The sequence below is a fragment of the Streptomyces sp. ME02-8801-2C genome (assembly GCF_033793965.1).
In the GTDB taxonomy this organism is placed as follows: Bacteria; Actinomycetota; Actinomycetes; order Streptomycetales; family Streptomycetaceae; genus Streptomyces.
Window position 1 is genome coordinate 136,734 of record NZ_JARAXP010000002.1, and the last position, 17,044, is coordinate 153,777.

Below are 17,044 nucleotides of genomic sequence, written 5' to 3' on the forward strand. Positions count from 1 at the left end.
GCTGACTAGGTGCTGCGCGAGCCGCCCACGACCGCCACGGCGAGTTCCTGCACGGAGGCGTACCGCGCGTTCCTGGGCAGCCTCTCCAGGGGCTCGACCAGGGTGTCCGGGGCGTTGCCGTGGCGCAGGAGGCCGCGCAGTTCGCGCGGGCCGGCCGGGAAGGACGTACGGGTCAGATAGCGGGCCAGTTCGAAGCGCACCGTCTCGAGGGCGGCGGGGGAGCGACCCGGCGCCACCGGGCCGCCCGCGATCCGCGGATCGTCCTCGGCGGCGGGCTCCGGGTCGTGCCACTCCTCGGTACGGGTCGGATGGCCGGACCTCAGCAGGCCCTGGACCTCGTGTTTCATCTCGTCGTCGCGATGGGCGCTGACGCGGCCGCTTCCTCGTTGCATGAAGGCCTCCAGACTTCGGGGGTGCCCGCCGCGTACCCGACGATCCGCCGCCGACACACGTCTGCGGCGGCTCATCGGCGGGTCATGTCCGCGAGCGGCGGCACCGCTGATGTGATGGCCCCTGCCGACCCCCGGTCTCTTGTGTGGTCCGGATCACAGGAGTCGGGAAATATCTGATGAGTCAGCTACTGTTTGGTCAGGTGAATCGCTCGCCGTAAGGCGCGGGCACCCACTCTGCCGAGGTCCCTGATGAAGCTCGTCTATGTGTTCGACGCCTACTGCGGCTGGTCCCATGGATTCTCCGCGACCCTGCACGAGGTCGTCGCCCGCCATCCCGGGCTGCCCGTCGAGGTGGTCTCCGGCGGTCTGTTCATCGGGTCGCGCCGGGTGCCGATCAGGGAGTTCGGGTACGTGCAGGGCGCCAACGCCAAGATCGCCGAGCTGACCGGCGCCGAGTTCGGCGCGGCGTACGAGGAACTGATCGCGGACGGTTCGTTCGTGATGGACTCCGCGGCCGCCGCCCGTGGCGTCGCGGCTCTGCGGCAGGCGGCCCCCGACCGTGCGGTGGAGCTCGCCACGGCCCTCCAGCACGCCTTCTACGTCGACGGTCACAGCCTGTCGGAGACGGTCACCTACCGGCGGGTCGCCGAGGCGGCCGGCCTGGACGCCGACGCCGTGGCCGCCACGTTCGAAGGCCCCGAGGCGCCCGCGGTGGCGGCGGACGACTTCCGGCGCGCCGCCGAACTGGGCGTCACCGGCTTCCCCACGCTGCTGGCCGTCGACGGGGACTCCGCGACCCCGCTGGCCTACGGCCATGCCACCGCCGACGAGATCGACGAGCGGCTCGCGGCCCTTCGCACCCCCTGAACTTCATCCCCCTCTCCCTCCCTCTCCTCAAGGAGTCTTCGATGAGTGTCCTTTCCTTCAAGGTCCTGGACCTGGACTTCCCGGCCGGCAGCAAGAACAAGACGGCGACCCTGGTCACCGGTGAGAACGAGGCGCTGCTCGTGGACGCCGCGTTCACCCGCGCCGACGGCCACCGCCTGGCCGCCGAGATCCTCGACTCGGGCAAGACGCTGACCACGGTCTTCGTCAGCCACGCCGACCCCGACTTCTACTTCGGCGCCGAAGTGATCGCGGACGCCTTCCCCGACGCGGTGTTCGTGGCGACGCCGCTGGTCATCGAGCACATCCACGACTCCTACGAGGGCAAGCTCAAGGCCTGGGCCGCGCTGGGAGCCAACCTCCCCACCCGGCTGGTCGACCTCACCCCGCTCACCGGTGACCTGACCCTGGAGGGCCACCGCTTCGAGCTGAAGGGCGGCCCGGCCGCGCTGCCCGACCGCCACTACCTGTGGCAGGCCGAGACCCGCTCCCTCCTCGGCGGCGTCCTGCTCTTCCAGCAGGAGCACGTGTGGGTCGCCGACACCCCCACCCCCGGCGACCGCGCCGCCTGGATCGACCTCCTCGACGAGATGGCCGACCTCGCCCCGCAGCTGGTCGTGCCGGGTCACCGCCTGCCGGGTACGGCCGCGGACGCCACCGCCATCACCGCCACCCGGGACTACCTGGTCGCCTTCGAGGAGGAGCTCGGGAGGGCCGCCGACGGGGCCGCGCTGACCGAGGCACTGGTCAAGCGCTACCCCGACAACGGCATGCTGATCGCCGCGCAGATCGGCGCGAAGGTCGCCAAGGGCGAGATGAAGTGGGGCTGACCATGACCGAGTTCGCGACCTCCACCGCCCCCGCCGACGTCGTACGCCGTCAGTACCTGGCCTCGGCGGCCGGTGACCTGGACGCCCTGCGGGCCACCCTCGCCCCCGACGTGGAGTGGACCGAGATGGCCGGCTTCCCGCTGGCCGGCACCTACCGCACCCCCGACGGTGTCACCTCGAACGTGATGGAACAGCTCGGCAAGGACTGGGAGGGCTGGGCCGCGCACGACGACACCTATGTGGTGGACGGCGAGAACGTGGTGGTCCTGGCCCGCTACACCGCCGTGAACAAGGCCACGGGCAAGGCGATCGACGTCCGGGTCGCCCACCACTTCGTCGTACGCGGCGGACTCATCGTCCGCTTCGAACAGTTCGTCGACACCGCTCTCGTCCGCGAGGCCATGACCGCCTAGACGGCCTGCTGACCAATCGATCGAGACCGATCGGGACCATGAGCGTCGCGGGCGTCCTCGCCCGCGACGCTCATGGCGTTCGTGGCGTGCGCGGCATCACCGTTTGACGCGCTTCGCGGCCCTGCGTTCCCGGCCCGGCAGGAACTCCTGGACCTTCGCCTTGAAGCCCTGGCGGACCATCGCGCCCCGGTCGGCGTCGCCCTTCAGGATGGACGCGGCCGTGGCCTCCATCTGTTCCCAGGTCGCGTGCGGGGGGACCGGCGGGACGGCGGGGTCGGTGCGGAATTCGATCACCGCCGGGCCGTCGGCCTCCAGACCCGCGCGCCAGCCCGCCTCGACGTCCTCGGGCCGCTCGACCCGTACGCCGGTCAGGCCCAGGGAACGCGCGAAGTCCGCGTACGGGATGTCCGGCAGCTCCTGCGAGGGGAGGAAGGACGGGGCGCCTCCCATCGCGCGCAGCTCCCACGTCACCTGGTTGAGATCCTGGTTGTTCCACACACCCACCACCAGGCGCGGGTCCTCCCAGCGGTCGCGGTACTTCGCCGCGGTGATCATCTCCGCCAGACCGTTCATCTGCATCGCCCCGTCACCGACCAGCGCGATCGCGGGCCGGTCCGGATGGGCGAACTTCGCACCGATCGCGTACGGGACTCCGCAGCCCATCGTCGCCAGGGTCCCGGAGAGGGAGGACCGCATGCCGGTCCGCATCGTCAGATGCCGGGCGTACCAGTTCGCCGTCGATCCAGAGTCGGAGGTGACGATCGCGTTGTCCGGCAGGAGCGGATCCAGCACCCGCGCCACGTACTCGGGGTTGATCGGGTCGGCGGCCTGCGCGGCCCGCCGGTCCAGCACATCCCGCCACCGCGCCACGTTCGCACACACCGTGTCGTACCACTCACGGCCCCGGTCCGCCGTGTCCAGCAGCGGGATCAGCCGCTCGAGGGTCGCCCTGGCGTCGCCGACGAGGTTCACCTCGTACGGGTAGCGCATCCCCACCATGTGCGGGTCGATGTCGATCTGGACGGCCCGGGCGTGGCCGTAGTCCGGCAGGAACTGGGAGTACGGGAAGGAGGAACCGATCGTCAGCAGGGTGTCGCAGTCGCGCATCAACTCGTACGAGGGGCGCGTGCCGAGCAGGCCGATCGAGCCGGTGACGTACGGGAGTTCGTCGCTCAGCGCGTCCTTGCCGAGGAGGGCCTTGGCTACCCCCGCGCCGAGGAGTTCGGCGATCCGCTCGACCTCGGCCTGCGCGCCGGCCGCGCCCTGGCCGATGAGAATCGCCGTCTTGTCACCGGAGTTGAGGATCTCGGCGGCCCGTTCCAGGGACTCCTGGGAGGGGATCGCCGTCCACGCGCTGCGGTCCAGGCTGGAGGGCACCATCTTGAACTCGTGTGTGGGCGCGGAGTATTCGAGCTCCTGGACGTCGCCGGGGATGATGACCGCGGTGGGTGCGCGACGTGCGTACGCGGTGCGGATCGCCCGGTCCAGGACGTTCGGCAACTGTTCGGGCACGGTGACCGTCTCCACGAAGTCCGAGGCGACGTCCTTGAACAGCGAGTGCAGATCGACCTCCTGCTGATAGGACCCGCCCATCGCCGTGCGGTACGTCTGGCCGACGATCGCCAGCACCGGTACATGGTCCAGCTTGGCGTCGTACAGGCCGTTCAGGAGGTGGATCGCGCCGGGGCCCGAGGTGGCCGCGCACACTCCGAGACGGCCGCTGAACTTGGCGTAGCCGACCGCCTGGAACGCGGACATCTCCTCGTGCCGGGACTGGATGAAGCGGGGCCGGTTCTCGGCCCGGCCCCAGGCGGCGAGCAGACCGTTGATGCCGTCGCCGGGATAGCCGAAGACGTCCTCGACACCCCACTCGCGCAGCCGCTGCAGGACATGGTCGGCAACCTTGGTGCTCATGAGAAACCCCTGGGGGAGGAGGCGTGCGGGTCGTACCGGCCGAGTCACCAGAAGGCCCGGCGAAAAACCTGTTTGGCGCGCATGGCGCGGGGCAGCCGCAACAACAGTGCTTCGGACAGGAGGCACGTCCGTGGGAGCGGTGGATCACCGACCCGGGTGTGTCTGTCCGGGTGGACGCGCCCTCCCACGGTGACCCGTCCACACCAAGCACTCCAAGGGAGTTGCGACGCACCATGCGAACTCAGACGAGTCCGAAGCGCCACCCCCACGACGACGCCCCCGACACCGCTGAAGCGTTCCGCAGGCTCGCCGCGCTTCCGCCGGGCCAGCAGCGCGACACTCTGCGGGCGAAGATCGTCGAGGCCTGGCTGCCCATGGCGGACCGGCTCGCGGGCCGCTTCCGGAGTCGCGGCGAGAGTCTGGACGACCTGCGCCAGGTCGCCGCGCTCGGCCTGGTCAAGGCCGTGGACCGCTACGACCCCGAACTCGGCAATGCCTTCGAGAGCTATGCCGTCCCGACGGTCACCGGTGAGATCAAGCGCCATTTCCGTGACCACATGTGGACCCTGCACGTGCCGCGCCGGGTCCAGGACCTGCGTAACCGCGTACGGTTCGCCTCCCAGGACCTGTCGCAGACCATCTCCGGCCGCAGGCCCACCGTCGCCGAGATCGCCGAGCACGCCAACATGACCGAGGAGGACGTCAAGGTCGGTTTGGAGGCGCTGGAGAGCTTCACCGCTCTCTCCCTCGACGCCGAACTCCCGGGCAGCGAGGACGGATACTCCCTCAGTGACGCACTCGGCGCGGCGGACCCGGCCCTCGACACCGTCATCGACCGCGAGGCCGTCAAGCCGCGGCTGCGGGCGCTGCCCGAACGTGAACGCGCCATCCTCTACATGCGGTTCTTCGGCGACATGACCCAGAGCCGTATCGCCGAGCAGCTCGGTATCTCCCAGATGCACGTCTCCCGTCTGATCAGCCGTTCCTGCAACCGGCTGCGGGACCAGGTCATGAAGGACGCCGCCTAGCCGACCGGCTGACCGGTTAGCGGTTGACCGGCCGACATTGATGACCAACTAGCCCATGGCCAGCGCGATGTGACGGGACATCATGTCCATCGCCTGCGCCTCCGCCATCGAGAACGCCGGCCGGGCCCCGCTGCGGAACAGGGTGAGCACACCGAGCACGACGCCGTCGCGGGCCAGCGGCACGCACAGCAGGGACGTCACGTTCGCCTGGACCAGCACCGGGGCGCCGGCCGCGTCGCGGCCGAAGGCGTCCGGGTCCTCGGGACGCACGCGCGGCGCGGGAGAGCCACCCCGCGCCGCCTCGACGACCAGCGGACAGCCGACGGGGTCCTGGGCCGCGACGGCGTCCGTGTCCGCCCCGGACGGCCCCAACACTGCCGTACGGGCGGCACGGATCCGCCGGGCGGGCAGGACAGGCGTGCGGGACGGGCCCGGCCTGGCCTGCGGCAAGGGACGGTCGGACGGGACTGGTGGGTGGCACTGGCCCGCCCGGGCCGGTCGGCAAGCGGCCGGGCGAGACGGGCTTGGCCAGGTGCGCGGCGGACCCGCCCGGGTCGGGTGGGACGGGCAGGTGGGCCGCACAGGACCGCCAAGGGCACCGTCACCCGGTCGGGTGTGTTCGTCCCGCCAATGGGGTCCGGCCGCGCGCGTCGCGGCGTCGGGCGGGCTGTCATGGGGGGCGGGGCACCACCCGACGTGCTCCGCAGTCGCCGCTCGAAGGGGCCCAGCCATGCGCCGCACCGCCCGTCTCCTGTCCGTCGCCGCCCTGGCCGGTGCCGCTCTGGGCGCCGCCGCCTCGGCCGGGTCGGCGGACGCCGCCGGGGAGGTCAGCCCGGGTACCGTCGGCCCCGGCGGCACCGTCACCGTCTCCGTGGCCTGCGAGGCGACCGGCGGGACTCCGCCCGCGTCCATCGACGCGCACTCCCTGGGCTTCGAACAGGGCACCGTCCAGCTCCAGCAGGTTCCCGGCAACGGCGACCAGGTGACCGGCCCCGCCTACAGCGGCACCGCGAAGATCGCGCCCGCGGCGAGCTTCGAGGGCGACCAGAACGCCGGCTCCCCGGCCTCCGAGTGGTCTGCCGACGGCACGTGTCCAGGGCAGGCCGGCGCCGAGGGCAAGGCGTGGAAGGCGACGTTCACGGTGACCCGCGACGGCACTGGCCCCGGCAGCGGCACCGGCCCCGGCAGCGATGCCGGCAGCTGCGGCACCGGCTCCCACAGCGGTGACTGGCAGAGCAGTGACCTGCAGGACCTGACCTCCTGTCCCACGCACTCATCCACGCACGCGCCCCTGCCCACGCCCGCCCCGGTGCAGCGCGGGGTGGAGGCCGGGCAGGGCGGCGCCTTCACCGACTCGGTGCCCGCACTGGTCGCCGGCGGAGTACTGATCGCGGGTGCGGCCGGGGCCGCCGTACACCGGGTGAGCCGCGGGAGGACGTCCACGCGGCGTTGACCCCCGCCCGGCGGAAAGCAACCCCGATCGGCCCCCATGGGTCCCTGGGACCGTGGGTACTCGAACTCACAGGCAGGCACAGGCACCACACCGGACCCAGCAACCGCGCGGAGGTACGCATGCGCCGGACGGACACCCAGGGGCACGGCCCCGTCCGCTACGGCCCGCCGTTCCCCGACGACGCACTCCCCGTACTGCCCGAACTCGCCGCCGCGCTCGCCGCCGCGGCCACCCGCCCCGACGCCCGGCCGACCGGCGGCGACCCCGCCCTCCTCGACGCGGCCGGCGGCTACTGGGCCCGGCGCGGACTGCCCGCCGAGCCCGACCAGATGGTGGCCGCGCCCGGCGCGCCCGCCCTGCTGCACGCGCTGACCGCCGCGATCGGCGGCGACGTCCTGGTGCCCCGGCCCTGCGCGAGCTGGTGGGCGCCCCAGGTACGGGCGTTGGGCGGATCCGTGTTCCACGTGGGCACGCCCGCCGACTGCGGAGGCGTGCCGGACCCGTACGCCCTGCTGGAGACCGTACGCAGGGTGCGCGCCGAGGGCGGTGACCCCCGGCTGCTCGTCCTGTCCGTGGCGGACGACCCGACGGCCACCGTCGCACCGCCCGAACTCCTGCACGAGACCGTGGAGGCGGCCGCCGGGGAGGGCCTCCACCTGGTCAGCGACGAGACCTGGCGCGACACCCTGCACAGGCCGCAGGAAACCGTGCTGCTCAGCCCGGCCGAGATGCTGCCGGAGCGGGTCACCGTCGTCACCGACCTGCGCGGCGCGCTGCTGCCGCCAGGCTGGCCCGCCGCCCTCGCCCGCTTCCCCGCGAACACCTTCGGCGACGCCCTACGCGCGCGCGTGCTCGACGTACTCACCGCGCTCGGCGCCCGGATCGCCGAACCGGTCGCCGTCGCGGCGGGCTACGCGCTCGGCGAGCCCGGGCCCGTCACCCAGCGGCTCACCGCCGCCGTACGGCTGCACGCACGCGTGGCGACCTCCGCGCACGCCGTGGTCGTCGCCGCGGGCTGTCTGGCCCTGCCACCGAGGTCGGGCCGCCATCTGTACGTCGATCTCGGCCCCCTGCGGACCGCGTTCGGTGCCCATGGCGTCGGTGACGCCCAGGAACTGGAGGAGTACCTCACCGCCCGGCTCGGGATGCCCGCGCCGGGCGGTCACCGGTTCGGGGACGACCTCGCCGCACTGCGCGTCCGGCTGGCCACCGGCGCCCTGCTCGGCGACACGCCCGAGGAACGGGCGCAGTCGCTCATGTCACCCGAACCCCTGGAACTGCCACACGTGCAACGCGCGTTGACCCTGATGGGATCGATCTTCGACGATCTCCGTGACGACGCTCAGTGACGGGAGCCTCCTCGATGACGCAACAGTCCGAGTCGACCACGGCGAGCACCGACCCCGACCCCGGCGTCAGCACCCCGACCGAGGCGCTTCGGCCGCCGTACGGCCACCGGGTGTGGCCCCGGTCCTTCGCCGACCGCCTGACCGCCCCGCTGCCCGGCCTCAGCGGCATGGCCAGATTCGCCCGAGAGGGCGCCGTACGACCGACTCCGGAAGGCCTCGCCGACATCCCGCGGCTGCCCTTCGCCCCCGGCCCGCTGCCCCGCGTGGACACCCGGACGGTCGCCGTCTCCTGGGCGGGACACGCCAGTTGGGTGGTCAGGATCGGCGGGCTCACCGTCCTCACCGACCCGGTCTGGTCCCGCCGCATCCTCGGTACGCCGGCCCGCATCACCCCCGTGGGCATCGCCTGGAGCGCGCTGCCGCGCGTCGACGCCGTCGTCATCAGCCACAACCACTACGACCACCTGGACGCCCCGACGCTGCGCCGACTCCCGCGCGAGACCCCCGTGTTCGTGCCGGCGGGGCTCGGCCGCTGGTTCAGGCGCCGCCGGTTCACCCACGTCACCGAGCTGGACTGGTGGGAGACGGCCGAACTGGTCGGCGTCCGCTTCGACTTCGTACCGGCCCACCACTGGTCCAAGCGCGGCCTCACCGACACCTGCCGCACCCTCTGGGGCGGCTGGGTGCTCACCGACCTGGACGGGCAGCGCGTCTACTTCGCGGGCGACACCGGCTACGGCCACTGGTTCAGCCGTATCGGGCAGCGCTACCCGGGTATCGACCTCGCGCTGCTGCCGATCGGCGCGTACAACCCCCGGTGGTGGCTGAGCGACGTCCACTGCGACCCGGAGGAGGCGGTCCAGGCCGCCATCGACGTCGGCGCGCGCAGGATGGCGCCCATGCACTGGGCGACCTTCGTCCTGTCCGCCGAACCGGTCCTCGAACCCCTGACCCGCGTACAGGCCGCCTGGCACAAGGCCGGCCTGCCTCGCCAGGACCTGTGGGACCTACCGGTCGGAGGCTCACGGGTACTGTCCTGACAGGCAGGCCCGCGCGCCGCACCGACGGGCGCGGAACGGCCCGCTCGCTCAGGCCGCTCCGCGGACCCCTCGTACCCGGCGCCACACACTCGGTGCCGCGCTGATCGTCAGGGTCAGCACCACCGCCGCCAGCACGCCCTGCCAGGGCTCGTCGAAGAGGGAGCCGCCCAGGACGCCGATCAGCTGGTACGTGGCCGCCCAGGCGAGGCATGCCGGGACGTCGCCGCGGGCGAAGCGGCGTACCGGCCACTTCGCTATCAGGCAGGCCAGCATCACCGGGATGCGGCCCGCCGGCACCAGCCGGGACAGCACCAGCACCGCCACCCCGTGCTCGCTCAGCTTCTCCTGCGCCTGTGCGAGACGGTCCTCGGGAGCCCGGTTGCGGATCGCGGCCAGCCAGCGCGACCCGTTCTTCGAGTCCATCCCGCGCCGGCCCAGCCAGTACAGCGCCACATCGCCGAGGAACGCGGCCAGCGAGGCCACCACGAACACCAGGACCATCGCGAGCGGCGTCCTCTGGTGAAAGGCCACCACCGCCGCCGAACTCACCAGCGCCCCCGTCGGCACCACCGGCACCAGCGCCCCGACCATCACCAGCAGGAACAGCGTCGGATAGCCGATCGCCTGCCCCGCCGACCCCTGCCCCGGGGCCGCCGCGGCGGCCAGCTCCACGATCACCGCGCGACCTTCAGGCGCACGCTCTCCCCATGGCCCAGCCGGTACACGTCGACCTCCGGCGCGCGCTCCGCCGCGAGCCGGACGAACTCCTCACCCGGCGCATGGAACTCATGGGGGCGCACGGCGTCCATCCCGATCGGCCAGTACGTGCCGTAGTGCACCGGCACCGCGCAGTGCGGCGCCAGCCGGGCCAGCGCCTCGGCGGCCCGCTCCGCGTTCAGATGCCCCTCGCCGAGATACGGCCCCCAGCCGCCCACCGGCAGCAGCGCCGCGTCGACCGGCCCGACCTCCTCCGCCATCGACGCGAACAGGCCCGTGTCCCCGGCGAAATACGTCCGCGCCTCGCCCTCGATCACATAGCCGAGCGCGGGAGCCCGCTGCGGTCCGAAATTCAGCCGCCGCCCGTCGTGCCGCGCGGACACGGCCCGGACGACCAGGTCACCGACCTCCGTACGGTCCCCGGCGGCCATCTCCGTGATCCGGAGATGCGCCAGCCGGCGCGACAGACCCGGCACCGCCTTCGGCGCACCCCGGGGCACGATCAGGCGCACGCCCGGCGCGAGGCGCGCGAGGGAGGGCACATGGAGGTGATCGGAGTGCAGATGGGAAACGAGCGCCACATCCGCGCTCCATGCGCCGGGGGGCGGCAACTCGCCCCGCCGACGGCGCAGATGGGCAAGCCGGCGCACGAACAGGGGGTCGGTGAGCACGCGTACGCCCGAGTCCTCGACCGTACAGGTGGCGTGCCCCCACCACGTGATCTCCACCGGCACCCCTTTGCCTCCTTCGCGCGACTCCCCGAAGCCTACGGGCAGGAGTAGGGTCGGCGGGAAACCCGGGGCGAGTGGGGAAACCCTGAGGTGAACGGGGAAGCCCGGAGCTTAGGGGGACGCCATGGGACACGCGCACGCCGCCGTCGGCCTGCCCGGTCCGATTCCGCGGGTCACCGCGATCGCCAGCCTGACACCGCTCGAGGAACTCGACGAGGAGCCGTTCCTCGTCGACTCCCGCAGCCAGTACGCGATGTGCGCCCGCTGGGCCGCCGAACGCGGCTACGTCGTCACCAGGGAGCTGCTCGTCCGGAGCTTGCGCCCCGACCACTGCGCCCTCTGGGACGGCGTGGAGGCGGGCCTCGACCTGTTCGTGGCGCCCAGCCAGCGGGTCCTGGAGCAGGCGCTGACCTCGGTCGACGAGTTCACCGCCGAGTGCGCCCGGCGCGGGGTGCGGGTGGAGACGGTGGGCCGCGCGGAACCGTCGTACGACGCCCAGATGAAGGCCCGGGTCCACCGCAGGCTGTCCATGCCGACCGCCGGCTACGACGGCCGGTGAAACAGGGCACGCCGGACGTGGTCCGACCGTTGTGACAGGGTGGGCGCAGGCCGGCCGCGGGGGTCGGGCCGGGACGTGAGGTGTGCGGGACGTGGGTGCGGTGCGTTGGCGGCCGATCGCCAGCCAGATCGGGCGGAGCGTCGCGGTGTGGGCGGTGTCGACGCTCACGATGCTGGTGCTCGCCGGCCTCCTGCCGGACTTCCGGATCCGCTCCGGTGACGGCGACAGCGCCACCCGGATCGCGGTCACCGCGGCCTTCGGGGCCGGCGCGTTCGGTCTGCTGTCGGCCCTGGTCTGGCCGGTGCTGGTCCGGCTGCTGCTGCTCGTGCCCGCCCTCGTCCTCGGCCTGCTGGTCTTCTTCCTGAACGGCGCGCTGCTGCTCGTCGCCCTGCGGCTGACCCCGGCCGACCGCCCCGAGGCGGCCCCGGAGACGGCGGTGGTGGTAGCGGCGGTGATGTCCGCCGTGGCCTCCGCGACGGGCGCGGCACTGGCCGTACGGGACGACGACGCCTATCGAAGACGGCTCTACCGGCTCGCCGACCGACGCGGCACCGCACGGCCGTTCGACGGCCCCACGACACCCGGCATGGTGTTCCTGCAGCTCGACGGCGTCGGCCACGACGTCCTGGTGCGGGCCGTGGAGAAGGGGCTGATGCCGACCGTCGCGGGCTGGCTGGGCGCAAGTCACCGGCTCACCCCCTGGCGTACCGACTGGTCCAGCCAGACCGGCGCCAGCCAGCTCGGCATCCTGCACGGCACCAACCACGACATCCCGGCCTTCCGCTGGTACGAGAAGAGCTCCGGGGAGGTCATGGTGTGCAACAGGCCGACCAGTGCCGCCGAGCTCCAGCGCCGGGCCGTCGAACACACCGGCGACGGCGGGCTGCTCACCGTCGACGGGGCCAGCCGTGGCAACCTCTTCAGCGGAGGCGCCGACGAGCAGGCCCTCGTGCTGTCCATCGCGGCCCGCCGCCGCGGCCGGGAGAACCGTTCCCGCGCAGGCTACTTCGCCTACTTCTCCGACCCCGCCAACGCCGTCCGCACCGCCCTGTCCTTCCTCGCCGAAGTGGGCCGCGAGATCGGTCAGTCCACGATGGCCAGGATGCGCAAACGGCGTCCGCGCGTGGCACGCGGCGGGCTCTACCCGTTCATCCGCGCGTTCGCGACCGTCGTGGAGCGGGACGTGGTCGTCGCCGCCGTGATGGGCGACATGCTCGCCGGCCGCACCGCCGTCTACGCCGACCTGGTCGCCTACGACGAGGTCGCCCACCACTCCGGGCCGCACAGCCGGGACGTGGAGAAGGTCCTCCAGCGCCTCGACCGCGCCGTGGCACTGATCGCGCAGGTCGCCGAACACGCGCCACGCCCCTACCGGATCGTCCTCCTCTCCGACCACGGGCAGAGCCCGGGCGAGACCTTCCGGGGACGGTACGGGCTCAGCCTCGGCGACCTCGTCCGGGCCGGCTGCGGTCTGCCCGTACCGCGCAGGGCGGAGCGCACCCACAGCGGGGCCGAGGCACGCGCCGCCGTGCGCGCCGCGCTGCGCCGGCCCGTCGAGGAGAACGGCGGCCGGCACGTCCCCCCGGGCCGCCACTCCGAACCGCTGGTGCTCGCCTCCGGGAACCTCGGGCTCATCTCCTTCCCGGACGTGCACCACCGTATGACCAAGGATGAGATCGACGCCCGCCATCCCGCGCTGCTGACCACCCTCGCCAACCATCCCGGCGTGGGCTTCGTCCTCGTCGCCAGCGAGGAGCACGGCGGGCTGGTGCTGGGCGCGCACGGCGCACAGATCCCGGTGGACGCGCTGGACGAACCGGATGAGGCGGACGGTGAACTCCTCGGTCCGCTGGCCGACTTCGGGCCCGGCGCGGCGAGCGCGGTGCGCCGTACGCACTCCTTTCCGCACACCGCCGACATCATGGTCAACTCCTGGTACGACCCCGCCGAGGGGGAGGTGCTCGCCTTCGAGGAGCAGATCGGCTCGCACGGCGGCCTCGGAGGCGCCCAGGGCAGACCCTTCCTTCTGGCACCGGTCGCGCTCTCGGCGGCGGCCGAGGAGGGGGAGGAGCTCGTCGGCGCCGAGCACATCCACCGCGTACTGCGACGCTGGCTGCGTGAGTGCAACGGGCCGCAGGTGCCGCTCAACGTCCCTGAGGACCCTTCGGGCCGGCGGGTCGCCTAGGGACCGTCGTACCGCGGGCCCCGCCGAAAAAAATCGGCTGCGCGCCCGGGCCCGCGTACCCACACTGTTCGTACTGGACCTCGCGCCTTCGCGCGTTCCGTTCTCTACGAATCCCTGGAGTACCTGCGTGCAGGCTGCCGTCACCGTCACCCCCGCCCGGATTCCGGAGCTGCTGCTCGGGCTCGCGACCGTGCGGCCCGTGTTCCTCTGGGGCGCCCCCGGCATCGGAAAGTCCTCCCTGGTAAGGGAGTTCGCCGAGTCGCTGGGACTGGAGTGCGTGAGCCTGCTCGGTACGCAACTGGCGCCGGAGGACCTGATCGGCGTACCGCAGATCCGCGACGGGCGGTCCGTGTTCTGTCCGCCGGAGGCCATCGCCCGCGACGAGCCGTACTGCCTGTTCCTGGACGAGCTGAACGCGGCCACGCCGGACGTCCAGAAGGCGTTCTACTCGCTGATTCTCGACCGGCGCATCGGCAACTACGAGCTGCCGAAGGGCTCGATCGTGATCGGCGCCGGCAACCGCGCCACGGACAACGCCCTCGCCCGGCCCATCGCCTCCGCCCTGGTCAACCGTCTCGCCCATGTCCACCTGGAGGCCTCGCCGAAGGACTGGCTGGTCTGGGCGGCGAACAACGACATCCACCCGTGGGTCGTGGACCACCTCACCGACCGGCCCGACCACCTCTGGTCCAAGCCGCCGAAGACCGAGGAGCCCTTCTCCACGCCCCGCTCCTGGCACCTGCTCTCCGACGCCCTGCACTCCTTCGGGCCCGCGCTCGACGAGGAGACCCTGAAGGTGATCGCGCACGGCGCGCTGACGCCGACGCACGCCACCGCGTTCTGCGGATACGTCAAGATCGTGCGCAGCCGGTTCGGCATCGACGCGATCATCAAGGGCGACGCGCGCTGGCCCCACCGCATCGAGGACCGCGACCTGCTCTACTACCTCGCCGAGTCGTTCCGCGGCCGCCTCGTCAAGGAACTCCCCGCCAGCAAGGGGCACATGTCGCCGAACGGCAGGGAGGCCGCGTACCGCGCCAAGTCGCTGCTCGTGCAGCTCGCCGAGATCTCGGTCGAGGTCGCGCAGAGCGTCATCGCCTCCGACGCCGACGGCAACCCCCTGCTGCCCGCCTGGTTCCTGGTCGAGGCGGCGCGGGACATGCCGCGACTGGTGGAGGCGCGCCGGTGAGCCGTGCGCGCAAGGAGGCGCAGAAGAAGAAGGACCTCGCGCGGGAGGCGTTCGAGGCCGGGCTGGCCCTCGTCAACGCCAACCCGGCGCTCGGCTCGGTGCACTTCTACACCTGCCGGGGCGAGAACTGTGTCCTCTCGCCCCGGGACGGACTGGTCCGCGTCGACTCGGACGGGGTCCTGCACGTCCACCCCACCCGGCGGGCCGACCCGGCCGAGTGGGCGTGGGCGGTCGCGCACGGTCTCATCCACCTCGGCTTCGGGCACGTCCCCGCGGCGAAGGGCGACCGCGTCCAGCCCGACCGCTACGACCTCGCTGCCCGCTGCGTCGTCGTCAACCGCTTCCTCCTCGGCTTCCCGGTCGGCACCGCCGCCGAACACCTCCCGCGCGCCTACCCCGACGGCGACGAGGAACAGATCGCCGCCCGCTGGCGGCACGCGGGCTCGATCCCGGCCGCGTTCGAGCGGTGCGGTACGGCGGGCGGCGACCCCGACCAGTGGCTCGAACCGTACGACAAGTGGGCCCCGGCGGTGCCCGACTGGCAGCTCTCCTTCGCCTCCGCCCTCACCCGCACGATGGCGACGGCGATGGACATGGCGGGCGGGCGACGTGACTCCATGGACGGCGACGCGGTCGAACTGCGGCCCTGGGAAAAGGCGTTGAGCTGGTTCGTCACCTCCTACCCGCTGCTCGGCGGGATCGCGGCCGGCATCAAACTCGTCGCCGACCTCGAACTGGTCCAGGCCCACGGCATCTCTGTCGCCGCCGTGAACGCGGAGGCGGGCGAGATCTACATCAACCCGCTGCGTCAACTGGAGGACGAGGAATGGCGGTTCGTCCTCGCCCACGAGATGCTGCACGCCGCCCTGCGCCACGGCGACCGCTGCGGTACCCGCGACCCGTACCTCTTCAACGTCGCCTGCGACTACGTCATCAACGGCTGGCTGACGGAGATGGACGTCGGCACGGCACCCGAAGGGCTGCTGTACGACGCCGAGTTGAAGGGCCTGTCCGCGGAGGAGGTGTACGACCGGATCGCGAAGGACCTGCGTCGGATGCGCCGCCTGTCCACCCTGCGCGGGAAGGGCGCCTGCGACGTCCTGGGCGCTCCGCTCGGCTCGCCGCGCGACTACGTCGACCTCGACGAGTTCTACCGGCGCGGCCTCGGCCAGGGCCTGAACCTGCACCAGCAGCACGAGCGCGGGTACCTGCCGGGCGGACTGGTGGAGGAGATCCGCGCACTCAACCATCCGCCGCTGCCGTGGGACGCCCAACTCGCCCGCTGGTTCGACGAGTTCGTCCCACGCCCGGAACCCGTACGGTCCTATGCGCGCCCCTCGCGCCGCCAGTCCTCCACCCCCGACATCCCGCGCGCGGGGCGGTACTTCCCGCCCGAGGAGATCGCCCGCTGCACCTTCGGGGTCGTGCTCGACACCTCCGGGTCCATGGACCGCGCACTGCTCGGCAAGGCGCTGGGCGCGATCGCCTCGTACGCCGGCGCACGGGACGTACCGGCGGCGCGGGTCGTGTTCTGCGATGCCGCCCCGCACGACGCGGGCTATCTGCCCGTCACCGAGATCGCCGGGCGGGTCCGGGTGCACGGACGCGGCGGGACCGTACTGCAGCCGGGCATCGACCTGCTGCACCGGGCCGACGACTTTCCGCCGGGGGCGCCCGTGTTGGTGATCACGGACGGCTGGTGCGACGTGCTGCGGGTACGGCGGGAGCACGCCTATCTGATCCCGCAGGGTGCGCGTCTGCCGTTCACCGCGCGGGGGCCGGTCTTTAGGGTGCAGTGAACCGGAAGTGGGCCGGAGTGTGATCGGATGGGGGCCACGGGGATACGCAACCCCGGCATCGGGACCGCACGCGAAAGGAAGAACCGTGGCTACCACGCGCTCTGCACACACCGTCTGGGAAGGCAACCTGCTGGAGGGCAGCGGTGTCGTCACCTTCGACTCCTCCGGGGCCATCGCCGAGCAGCCCGTGACGTGGGCCTCCCGCGCCCAGGACGCGAACGGCAAGACCAGCCCGGAGGAGCTGATCGCCGCCGCCCACTCCAGCTGCTTCTCGATGGCGTTCTCGCACGCCCTGGCCGGCGCCGGAACCCCGGCGACCAAGCTCCTGACCTCGGCCGACGTCGTCTTCCAGCCGGGTGAGGGCATCACCGGCATCCACCTCACCGTGGAGGGCACCGTGCCTGGCATCGACGAGGACGCCTTCGTCGCCGCCGCCGAGGACGCCAAGGCGAACTGCCCGGTCAGCAAGGCCCTGACCGGTACGACGATCACCCTGTCGGCGAAGCTCGCCTGACGTTCGCTCACATCCCTGCCGCGCACCTCGGTCCGAGGTGCGCGGC

Annotated in this window: 17 protein-coding genes; 12 read left to right on the top strand and 5 right to left on the bottom strand. The window is 72.4% G+C overall.

Annotated features, from left to right (window positions below; all coding sequences use genetic code 11):
* Nucleotides 1–5: 5 nt before the first annotated feature.
* The gene (locus PV396_RS05320) at nucleotides 6–392 is read right to left on the bottom strand and encodes a DUF2795 domain-containing protein (protein WP_319200906.1); all 387 of its coding nucleotides are present in this window, start codon (nucleotides 390–392) and stop codon (nucleotides 6–8) included.
* Nucleotides 393–641: 249 nt separating this feature from the next.
* Here PV396_RS05320 and PV396_RS05325 point away from each other — a divergent pair, with 249 nt between their 5' ends.
* The 3 genes from PV396_RS05325 to PV396_RS05335 are packed head-to-tail and all read left to right on the top strand — an operon-like array spanning nucleotide 642 to nucleotide 2,520.
* Nucleotides 642–1,259 (top strand): DsbA family protein, encoded by a 618-nt coding sequence (locus PV396_RS05325; RefSeq protein ID WP_319200908.1) that lies wholly within the window; start codon nucleotides 642–644, stop codon nucleotides 1,257–1,259.
* 41 nt (nucleotides 1,260–1,300) lie between these two features.
* Nucleotides 1,301–2,107 carry an MBL fold metallo-hydrolase gene (locus tag PV396_RS05330; protein WP_319200910.1) on the top strand — a complete coding sequence of 269 codons (807 nt, stop codon included), beginning with the start codon at nucleotides 1,301–1,303 and terminating at the stop codon, nucleotides 2,105–2,107.
* Nucleotides 2,108–2,109: 2 nt separating this feature from the next.
* Nucleotides 2,110–2,520: a nuclear transport factor 2 family protein gene (locus PV396_RS05335; RefSeq protein ID WP_319200912.1), complete on the top strand. Its 411-nt coding sequence runs from the start codon at nucleotides 2,110–2,112 to the stop codon at nucleotides 2,518–2,520.
* A 96-nt stretch (nucleotides 2,521–2,616) separates the two neighbouring features.
* Here PV396_RS05335 and PV396_RS05340 read toward each other — a convergent pair whose 3' ends face one another.
* Entirely contained in the window at nucleotides 2,617–4,434 is a 1,818-nt protein-coding gene (locus PV396_RS05340) for a thiamine pyrophosphate-requiring protein (RefSeq protein WP_319200914.1), read from the bottom strand.
* Nucleotides 4,435–4,667: 233 nt separating this feature from the next.
* Between PV396_RS05340 and PV396_RS05345 the strand changes: the two genes are divergently transcribed.
* Entirely contained in the window at nucleotides 4,668–5,462 is a 795-nt protein-coding gene (locus tag PV396_RS05345) for an RNA polymerase sigma factor SigF (protein WP_319200916.1), read from the top strand.
* A gap of 48 nt (nucleotides 5,463–5,510) precedes the next feature.
* On the opposite strand, the gene PV396_RS05350 is transcribed toward PV396_RS05345, so the two are convergent.
* Complete coding sequence (locus tag PV396_RS05350; protein ID WP_319200918.1) at nucleotides 5,511–5,912, bottom strand: GAF domain-containing protein; 402 nt, start codon at nucleotides 5,910–5,912, stop codon at nucleotides 5,511–5,513.
* Between the two features lie 280 nt (nucleotides 5,913–6,192).
* Here PV396_RS05350 and PV396_RS05355 point away from each other — a divergent pair, with 280 nt between their 5' ends.
* The 3 genes from PV396_RS05355 (at nucleotide 6,193) to PV396_RS05365 (ending at nucleotide 9,304) form a co-directional block, all read left to right on the top strand.
* Nucleotides 6,193–6,915 carry a hypothetical protein gene (locus PV396_RS05355; RefSeq protein WP_319200920.1) on the top strand — a complete coding sequence of 241 codons (723 nt, stop codon included), beginning with the start codon at nucleotides 6,193–6,195 and terminating at the stop codon, nucleotides 6,913–6,915.
* 119 nt (nucleotides 6,916–7,034) lie between these two features.
* Nucleotides 7,035–8,264 (top strand): aminotransferase class I/II-fold pyridoxal phosphate-dependent enzyme, encoded by a 1,230-nt coding sequence (locus tag PV396_RS05360; protein ID WP_319200922.1) that lies wholly within the window; start codon nucleotides 7,035–7,037, stop codon nucleotides 8,262–8,264.
* Between the two features lie 14 nt (nucleotides 8,265–8,278).
* A complete protein-coding gene (locus PV396_RS05365) occupies nucleotides 8,279–9,304 on the top strand; it encodes an MBL fold metallo-hydrolase (RefSeq protein WP_319200924.1) in 1,026 nt (341 codons plus the stop codon).
* Nucleotides 9,305–9,352: 48 nt separating this feature from the next.
* Here the strand turns inward: PV396_RS05365 and PV396_RS05370 are convergent, their stop codons facing one another.
* Nucleotides 9,353–9,979, bottom strand: coding sequence for a DedA family protein (locus tag PV396_RS05370; protein ID WP_319202240.1), 627 nt, complete (start codon nucleotides 9,977–9,979; stop codon nucleotides 9,353–9,355).
* The gene (locus PV396_RS05375) at nucleotides 9,979–10,755 is read right to left on the bottom strand and encodes an MBL fold metallo-hydrolase (RefSeq protein WP_319200926.1); all 777 of its coding nucleotides are present in this window, start codon (nucleotides 10,753–10,755) and stop codon (nucleotides 9,979–9,981) included. Before PV396_RS05375 ends, PV396_RS05370 begins: the two co-directional genes overlap by 1 nt.
* Nucleotides 10,756–10,876: 121 nt before the next feature.
* Here PV396_RS05375 and PV396_RS05380 point away from each other — a divergent pair, with 121 nt between their 5' ends.
* The 5 genes from PV396_RS05380 to PV396_RS05400 all read left to right on the top strand — a co-directional run bounded on the left by PV396_RS05380 (nucleotide 10,877) and on the right by PV396_RS05400 (nucleotide 16,998).
* The gene (locus PV396_RS05380; RefSeq protein WP_319200928.1) at nucleotides 10,877–11,311 is read left to right on the top strand and encodes a hypothetical protein; all 435 of its coding nucleotides are present in this window, start codon (nucleotides 10,877–10,879) and stop codon (nucleotides 11,309–11,311) included.
* Nucleotides 11,312–11,393: 82 nt separating this feature from the next.
* A complete protein-coding gene (locus tag PV396_RS05385; protein WP_319200930.1) occupies nucleotides 11,394–13,496 on the top strand; it encodes an alkaline phosphatase family protein in 2,103 nt (700 codons plus the stop codon).
* 127 nt (nucleotides 13,497–13,623) lie between these two features.
* Nucleotides 13,624–14,685: an ATP-binding protein gene (locus PV396_RS05390; RefSeq protein WP_319200932.1), complete on the top strand. Its 1,062-nt coding sequence runs from the start codon at nucleotides 13,624–13,626 to the stop codon at nucleotides 14,683–14,685.
* Nucleotides 14,682–16,484 carry a DUF2201 family putative metallopeptidase gene (locus PV396_RS05395; RefSeq protein WP_319200934.1) on the top strand — a complete coding sequence of 601 codons (1,803 nt, stop codon included), beginning with the start codon at nucleotides 14,682–14,684 and terminating at the stop codon, nucleotides 16,482–16,484. The genes PV396_RS05390 and PV396_RS05395 overlap by 4 nt, the downstream gene beginning before the upstream one ends.
* A gap of 85 nt (nucleotides 16,485–16,569) precedes the next feature.
* Nucleotides 16,570–16,998, top strand: coding sequence for an OsmC family protein (locus PV396_RS05400; protein ID WP_319200936.1), 429 nt, complete (start codon nucleotides 16,570–16,572; stop codon nucleotides 16,996–16,998).
* The last annotated feature ends 46 nt before the right edge of the window (nucleotides 16,999–17,044 follow it).

Coding starts and splice junctions, on each gene's coding strand:
- PV396_RS05365 (WP_319200924.1), top strand. CDS start 8,279: ATGACGCAACAGTCCGAGTCGACCACGGCGAGCACCGACCCCGACCCC.
- PV396_RS05380 (WP_319200928.1), top strand. CDS start 10,877: ATGGGACACGCGCACGCCGCCGTCGGCCTGCCCGGTCCGATTCCGCGG.
- PV396_RS05320 (WP_319200906.1), bottom strand. CDS start 392: ATGCAACGAGGAAGCGGCCGCGTCAGCGCCCATCGCGACGACGAGATG.
- PV396_RS05360 (WP_319200922.1), top strand. CDS start 7,035: ATGCGCCGGACGGACACCCAGGGGCACGGCCCCGTCCGCTACGGCCCG.
- PV396_RS05330 (WP_319200910.1), top strand. CDS start 1,301: ATGAGTGTCCTTTCCTTCAAGGTCCTGGACCTGGACTTCCCGGCCGGC.
- PV396_RS05355 (WP_319200920.1), top strand. CDS start 6,193: ATGCGCCGCACCGCCCGTCTCCTGTCCGTCGCCGCCCTGGCCGGTGCC.
- PV396_RS05340 (WP_319200914.1), bottom strand. CDS start 4,434: ATGAGCACCAAGGTTGCCGACCATGTCCTGCAGCGGCTGCGCGAGTGG.
- PV396_RS05325 (WP_319200908.1), top strand. CDS start 642: ATGAAGCTCGTCTATGTGTTCGACGCCTACTGCGGCTGGTCCCATGGA.
- PV396_RS05335 (WP_319200912.1), top strand. CDS start 2,110: ATGACCGAGTTCGCGACCTCCACCGCCCCCGCCGACGTCGTACGCCGT.
- PV396_RS05345 (WP_319200916.1), top strand. CDS start 4,668: ATGCGAACTCAGACGAGTCCGAAGCGCCACCCCCACGACGACGCCCCC.